Annotated in this window: 3 protein-coding genes; all 3 read left to right on the top strand. The window is 38.4% G+C overall.

Going from position 1 to position 8,245, the window contains the following annotated elements; translation table 11 throughout:
• Positions 1–510 precede the first annotated feature (510 nt).
• Positions 511–1,485 (top strand): glycosyltransferase family 2 protein, encoded by a 975-nt coding sequence (locus tag V7K42_RS04655; protein WP_334913990.1) that lies wholly within the window; start codon positions 511–513, stop codon positions 1,483–1,485.
• Positions 1,482–4,319 (top strand): AMP-binding protein, encoded by a 2,838-nt coding sequence (locus V7K42_RS04650; RefSeq protein WP_334913988.1) that lies wholly within the window; start codon positions 1,482–1,484, stop codon positions 4,317–4,319. Before V7K42_RS04655 ends, V7K42_RS04650 begins: the two co-directional genes overlap by 4 nt.
• 675 nt (positions 4,320–4,994) lie before the next feature.
• The coding region (locus V7K42_RS04645) for a UbiA family prenyltransferase (protein ID WP_334913986.1) at positions 4,995–8,245 on the top strand (3,251 nt) is incomplete at its 3' end.

Genomic DNA, 8,245 nt, shown 5'->3' with positions numbered 1-8,245 from the left:
ATTCTAAAATAGTTTTCCTTGGAAATTAATAATATTAATATATTTTATTTAATATATATGCTTAATATTATGTTGCTGTAATTATAATCACTCAGTATAGTGTCTTAAGCTAGAAAATTTAAAATTCTTAAGTATAATAAGTTTTTAATTAACACAGTATATATCTGCTACAGTATACACTTTTACTCTTTAGTATCTTCCTTTTAAGGGTATTTTTTACATTTGTTAATTTTTTACAGTCGTAGTAAAAAAGACGTAATTTTTTAGAAAAAAGGAATTGTCTGATCTATAAGAAAAGTAACAAAATATACAATTAATTATAAATAAAAGTTAAAAACTCAAAAAGGAGCTTGGAATTTGAGCATAATTCGATTGCCAACAAATCCAAGATGTTTCTCAAATTTATAAAAACATAAAGATTGAGATTCAGACCTCAAGCGATGTCTGGTGACAAGTCACTACGTGTCTACGCACCTGATTTTCAACTAAATTATCACTAAATTATTTGTAATGCTATCTCCTTCTACATCTGTGATTATCTGTACTATGGACAGGTGTAACTTTCTCCCAAAAGTAATGAGCGCTGTTTCTAGCTGGCGATTTTGTTTTCAAGAGCTAATTTTAGTTGTCGGCCCCACAGAAGATGAGACAGAATTAGTTTTATTAGAATACAAAGATATTATTAATCAGATTATTTGTACTGAAAAAAGAAATGTGAGTGTGGCTAGAAACTTAGGTTTGAAAGCAGCATCAGGAGATATTATTTTCTACCTGGATGACGATGTTATCCCTCCACACAATTGGATAGATTTACATTTACAAATTTACCGAGAACAAGGAGCAATTTGTGGTTGTGTCGGTGGAGCAGTTATAGATAAAACTCAACCAATCCTTTCTTTACAATTTGCTAGAGGTGTCAATAGCCGTTTGAGCGAATCTCGACCGGTTCTTTGTGCGACAGAGACAGCTAAATATACCTCCAGCCCTGAATGGTTTTGCGGTGTAATGGGAGCTAATGCTTCATATCAACGAGAAGCTTTAGTCAGAATTGGCTATTTTGATGAGTTTTTTGAATATTTTTTAGAAGAAACCGATATCTGTTTGCGTTTGCTGGAAGCTGGCTACAGGGTTCATCATATAGATGCGGTTGTAGAACACTATGTGCAACCCAGTCATAATCGCCGCGATCGCCGACATCTCACCTGTTGGTATTCCCTCGCTAAAAATACTACCTACTTTGCTTTCAAACATGGTTATCAAAAACTACCTTTACCAATGTTTTTAATCCGTCTCAGTTTACTTCTGAACTACCGTTGTTTGTTAAGAATTTTCCGCCTTAAATTTACTCATAATTTGCCTTTTTATTTGTTGTTTAAATACATTCAAGAGTCGATTATAGGTGTTCGTTGCGGTTGGGAGGCAGGAATGAAATTGCATAAACCTCAAAACTGGAAAAATGAGAAAATGAGAGTAAAATTAGGATGATGCTGTGCCAAAAAGAAGCAAAGCGCCTAGCGTCTCAAAACAAGAATCCCACTCTCGTCAATTTGTATAATTGCGTCTCTCTACACCCAGATAAAATAGCCTACACTTTTCTAGAAGATGAGGAAAAACCGAGTGCCAGTTTAACTTATCAACAGTTGGACGAAAAAGCCAAGGCGATCGCAGCTTATTTACAATCTCGACTCTGCGTCGGCGAAAGAGTCTTGCTGGTTTATCCCCAAGGATTAGAAGCGATCGCCGCTTTTTTTGGTTGCCTTTACGCTGGAGTGGTTGCCATTCCCGCACCTGCACCGGAAGCGGCACGGATGAAGCGAGTTTTGCCGAGATTGGAAGCGATCGCAGCTGATGCCGGTGCTTCATTAATCTTAACCACCGCCAACCTGTTAGCCAACCGTGACGGCAACCATTTAACATTCCAAGCCAAAAGCTTTGTCAGCCGACTCAACGACAGGGCATCACTTCTACTCAACTACTACTTGGCAGAGGGAGAAATTGCCCAAAAAATACCCCAACTCGCTACCATTCCTTGGATAGCTACCGAGAAAATTCCCTCCCACCTCACTGACCAATGGCAACAACCAGAAATTAATGGCGATACCCTAGCTTACCTGCAATATACCTCCGGTTCCACTTCCACCCCCAAGGGAGTGATGCTCGACCACAAAAACCTGATGCACTGTTTAGCAAATGTCACATCGGTTTATGGGTATAGTCCCGATAGTATCACCGCCACTTGGCTACCCTATTTCCACAACTATGGTCTAATAGGAGGACTTCTCCGACCTCTTTACAACGGCACTCCTTGTTACTTAATGTCTCCGCTAGCATTTGTTGAACAGCCACTGCGATGGCTGAAAGTTATTTCCAATTATCGTGTCACCCACAGCCTAGCTCCTAATTTTGCCTACGCTTATTGCCTGCAACGGATAACAAAAGAAGAACGTGCGACCCTGAATTTAAGCAGTTGGGAAGTAGCCGGAAGTGGAGGGGAACCTATAAACCCAGAAGTGATAGAGCAATTTTGTCGTACCTTTGAGCCTTATGGGTTTCGTCGGCATACCTTTTCCTCAGGTTACGGACTCGCTGAAGCTACTTTGGCAGTAACAACAAGCAGAAAAACAGATGCTCCGGTTTTTTGTACCATTTCTGCGAAAGCATTAAGGCAAAACCGTATTTTAGAGGTTTCAGTCGGTCAAAAATTGGCTGGTTCGGGACGGCTGTTGGAAAATACTAAAGTCGCAATTGTGCATCCAGAAAAATTGACACAATGCGCCTCCGATGAAGTGGGGGAAATTTGGGTAGCGAGTGTAGGGGTAGCGCGGGGTTACTGGCAGCGTCCTGATACGACTGAGGAGACTTTTAGAGCTTGCACCGTAGATACGGGAGAGGGGCTGTTTCTGCGGACGGGGGATTTAGGATTTATTCAAAATGGGGAATTGTTTGTTACGGGTCGTCTCAAGGATTTAATTATTATTCGGGGAGAAAACTATTATCCCCAGGATATTGAATGGGTGGTGGAAAAAAGCCATCCGATTTTGCGTCCAAATTATGGGGCAGTATTTTCTATAGAAATTGATGGAGTCGAACAATTAGTAATAGTGTTTGAGGTCGAGCGCGAGAAGAGTGAAAATCTTAATGTTGGTGAAGTGGTAAGTGCTATCCGCAATGCAGTAGCAGAACACTTTGAGTTACCTGTTTATGGGATAGTACTGCTCAAACGAGATAGCATTCTTAAAACTTCTAGCGGTAAGATTCAGCGTCAAGCCTGTCGGAAAGCTTTTGTTGATGGCAATTTGGATAGTCTCGCTATTTGGACAATAGAAAGTGCATCAAGCCAGCAGAAAATTATTCCTCAGAATCCGGTAAAGTTGCAGTTAGTTCAAATTTGGCAACAGGTTTTAGGCATTACATCGATTAGCAGTAATGATAATTTCTTTGAGATAGGGGGAGATTCGCTAAAATCTGCGGTTGTGTTGGCTGAAGTAGAAAAGGTATTTGGTAAAAATCTCCCTTTGGCAAGTTTGGTAGTAGCACCCACTATTGAAAAACTAGCCAATTTCATCATTCGGGGAAACAGCAAAAAAGAATTTAGATCGCTCATTCCAATCAATCCTCATGGCAACAAACCACCTTTTTTTTATGTACATGGTATTGGCGGTTATGGCTATCAGCCAGAATTGATGCCTTACCTAGATCCAACTCGCCCTTTTTATGGCTTACAAGCAGTAGGACTTGATGGAGAAAAAACTCCCTATACTTGCATAGAGGAGATGGTGGAACACTACATCCAAGAAATCCAAACTATTCAGCCTGAAGGTCCATATTTCTTAGGAGGTCGCTGTACAGGGGGCAATATTGCTTTTGAAATGGCTCAACAATTAAGAATGCGGGGTCAGCAAGTTTTAATAGTTGTGATGTCAGATAGCCCGAACCCATTCATTGAAGAATCGCAACGAGTGAATTGGTTAAATTATTGGAAATCATCCGGCAAGTCAACCTGGAGACAAAAACTAACTGATAATAATTTGAGTCTCAGCCAAGTTGAGAATATTCTTAGAGTCATTGATGCAAATCAGCAAATTATAGCTAATCATAAACCACAGCTATATTTAGGACGAGTTGTTTACTTTTCGGCTCAAGATAACTGGCAACAGATGTTCGATCCAATGCGAGCCAATGGCTGGAATAGTTGGGTTATAGGTGGAATCGAAGTTATTAAAGTTCCAGGCAAACACGGTATTTACCATGACGAACCCCACGTCCGAGTATTGGCAGAAAAGTTGAATGCTTGTTTGGAGCAGGTAGATTGTGAATAACAAACCAAGTGCTGCCAAACTTATCTCAATCTCAGGCAATTGGAGAAAATTTAGCACTCTTGAGAAGGAGCGATCGCTTTCCTGCAACTAAGCTTCATCTAACTAGGTTTTCTCGAATGTCATTCAGAAAAAGGTTAATTGTTAGTCCTTATATCTAAATTACAAACCTTTCTGCACAATTTCTCTAATTTCTCTAACAAACTCAGGAGGAGTTTGGATAATCAATCCACTCTCATATCAATCCTGATGTGGCAAGTTGCCAAATAAGGGGTATGAGATGAGAGTCGAATGATGAAGTAGAAATATACGCTGCAAATTTAACATCGCTCTCCAGGGGTATACTCAGTGAAATTACTGGACTTTATTTTAAGAATCTTAAATTATTCTCTTTAAAAATGAATTTAAGACTGATTTCTAGGCATTTTTGAGGGTTCAGTGTAAGTGCTGGACACTGAGTATGTAACAAATCTCATCTCCAAACACTTAGCTTTTGCATCTTTGTCACTTAAACTTTTACAATTGGTATAAACTTGCGGTGTTAACCAACTAAAAAAAAGCTGAAAATTTCGGACAGCGAAGGTCAAAACAAGCCTTTTAAAATCATCTATTAAGTCAGTAAGCTAAAATACGCGTTGTGTATCCCTAGCTTAGAGAAAAATTTATCCCAAGTGTGTCATGTATCAAGAACTTGAAGAAAAAGGATATGTAGTTGTTGATTTTCTCAGTGAAGAGCGAGTGCAAAACCTTTTAAGTATTTATAAAAAATGTCCTCTTCCTCAAGATTCAATCACTGATGCCCCGTATTTGTATCGCAGCGACATTAGTTCAGATATACTATACCGTCAGCTAGTTAATCAGGAAATCAAAAAAATCTTTATTTCTCAAATAGAAACTTTATTTAAAGACTACAAAATTGTTTACTGCAACTTCATTAGGAAAACACTAAATTCTCCATCTGTGTCGATACATCAAGACCCATCAATAGTAGATGAGACCTCACATAAATCTTTTATTATTTGGTGTCCCCTCATTGATGTAGATGAACAAACTGGTTGTCTTCAAGTTGTTAGCAAAAGCCATCTAATCACTTCAAACCCAAGACCTCGTTTTGTTTATGCAGGCTCGTCTTGCAGTCAAGATATTTTGTCTCTGATGCAACAAAACTATCTTACCAATGTCCCCATGCAAGCAGGTAAAGCACTTATATTCGATGGCCGGCTTTTTCATGGCTCTTCTCCTAACTTATTTACTAATGGGAGAGTAGTAGCGACTTGTCATATAGCTCCCAAAAACAGTTCTATTAATTTTTGTTATCGAGAGTCACAGACTTCTGACAAATTAGAAATTTTTGAAGTGGATGAAAAATTTTATGAGCAATACATAAGAGGTCAAAAGCCAGAAGACTGTAGAAGTTTAGGAGTTTTTGATTATAAAAATAATCCACTAATACCAGAACAATTTGTGGAGTTTATGAATGCTCCAGAACCAAAAGCAAATAAAGACACTGAAATCATAGAAAGGTTTTTATCACTTTTCAACTTACTTCGGGGTAACGATTGGTGGTTCTACAAAATCCCCCCATTACTCGCGATCGCCTACGCTGAAATCTTCATCCAAGATACACCACCTCAACAATCTATCATTACACTACTGGCTCTTTTAGTTTCAATGTTTTTCGTTGCAGCTTATGGTCATGTTGTCAATGACATCTTTGATATTGAGCTAGATTTTCAAGCTGGGAAGCACAACAGAATGGCTCATCTTTCGAGAGGGCAACGTATTTTATTAAGTCTTGGTTTAGCGATCGCAGGTGCAGTCCCGTGGTTGTTTATTAGCTTTAACTCAACTTCAGCAATTTTGCTTGCTTCTATCTATACATTGCTGACCATTTATCCGGCTCCACCACTCCGCCTCAAAGAACGATATATCTGGGGCGCAGTCGCCGATGCTGCTACCGTACACGCAATTCCCACATTGCTAGTCGCTACGGTATTTTCTAGCTTAACGGCAACTCCTCAATCGGGAAGCTATTCTCTAGCGATCGTTGCTACAGCTTGGGCATTTGGGGTTGGAGTTAGAGGTATTCTATTGCATCAAATTTGGGATCGAGAAAATGATTTGAAATCGGGTATAAAGACATTGGCTACAAAGTTTGGTGTGCAATCACTCCGAATTTGGATTAATTACATTGTGTTTCCACTCGAAGCTATTCTTTCCGGTGGACTCTTTCTCTTGATTTCCCAATCTGCGCCTTTGTTTATTGTCCCCTTCACTATTTACCTTTTCCTACTATTTTTCAGTACCGAATATGACGAGTTCGATCCTTCTCCATCTCAAAAAGCTTATGTTGTGTTGCACGATTTTTATGAAGTTTGGTTGCCTTTAAGCTTATTAACATTGCTATCTTTCCGACAACCTGTATTTTTGATTATACTCGCCTTACACATAATTTTATTCTACTCCGCTATTAAGCAACGACTGCTTATATTAGCTCGTTCGCTAGGTTTGAGATTGAAAAAAGTTATCAATTTAAATGCTTCCACGCAAGAAAAGTTAGAAATAAATACAGATAAAGTTACAACAAATCAAGTTCAAAATAAAAATCAAGCATTTCTGGAATTACCAACTAGCGAATTAGAAATTAGTATAGTAAAAGCTATAGATTTTTTAGAAGAGAATCAACTAGACGATGGAGACTTCCCAGCAGAATTCGAGCAAAAATACCAAAACCCAAAACATAGAGAATCCTGGGACTTTGATAGCACTCCTTTCGTGACATCCCTAATTCTTTATTCTTTGCATTTCCTGAGAAGCGAAAGAAAAGTTCAGAACATACAACAGAAAGGAATAAAATTTTTACTAAATGAAATGCAAGTTGGTGGATTATGGAAGTATTGGTCAGCTAAAAATGAAAAGAATACAACGATACCACCAGATTTAGATGATGTTTGTTGTATCTCTTATATTTTAAAAATAAATAACATCCCAGTACCTAATAACACAGATATTATTCTCGATAATAGAAATAAAAAGGGAATTTTTTACACTTGGGTTTTGCCTCGCTCTATCAGAAGTGTAGCCCTGAATGTAATGACATTTGGTAAAGCTCTATCACATTCCGAGGAAATTTGGAAGCTTACAGATCGAGATGATATTTGTTCCGTTGTTAATGCAAATGTTGTGTTGTATTTGGGCGAAAACCGGAAAACTCGAAAAACAATTGAATATCTAATCGATATTATACTTAGGGATAGTGAAGAAGAACATCTTTCATTTTATGACCACAAACTAAGTCTTTATTATATGCTTTCAAGAGCATATTTTAATGGAGTGACATCGCTAGGTGTAGTCAAAATCCCAATTATCACCAAAGTTTTGAACTTACAACAAACTAATGGCTCCTTTGGTGACGAACTATTGACTGCCTTGGCAATGTGTACGCTACTTAATTTTAACCATGTAGTCCCTAGCTTAGAGAAAACTATCAAATTTCTGCTCGACACTCAACAGTTTGATGGTTCGTGGCAGAAAATCCCGATGTATGGTGGTAAGCTCAATCAAAGACTTTTTAGATCGGCAGCATTGACTACAGGTTTTTGTGTAGAAGCGTTAGCTCGTTATCGTTTGCTGGATATTCCTGGAGATCGTCAACAAGAAGAAGTGAAAATACAAGAAGTAGAAGCACAATTAACAGCAGATTCAGAGCTTCAACTGCAACAGACTAAACAAGAATTGACACAATCCCAGTCTCACCTATCCGCTACGCAGACTCAACTATCACAATCTCAATCTGAACTACAGACCTCACAAGAAAAATTAACACAATCCCAATCTGAACTACAAACTTCACAAGCTGAATTAACACAATCCCAATCTGAACTACAAACCTCACAAACCGAATTAACCCAACTTAAATCTTATCTCCA

It is taken from the genome of Nostoc sp., assembly GCF_036917455.1.
GTDB lineage: Bacteria > Cyanobacteriota > Cyanobacteriia > Cyanobacteriales > Nostocaceae > Nostoc.
This window is presented reverse-complemented; position numbering and strand designations above follow the sequence as displayed.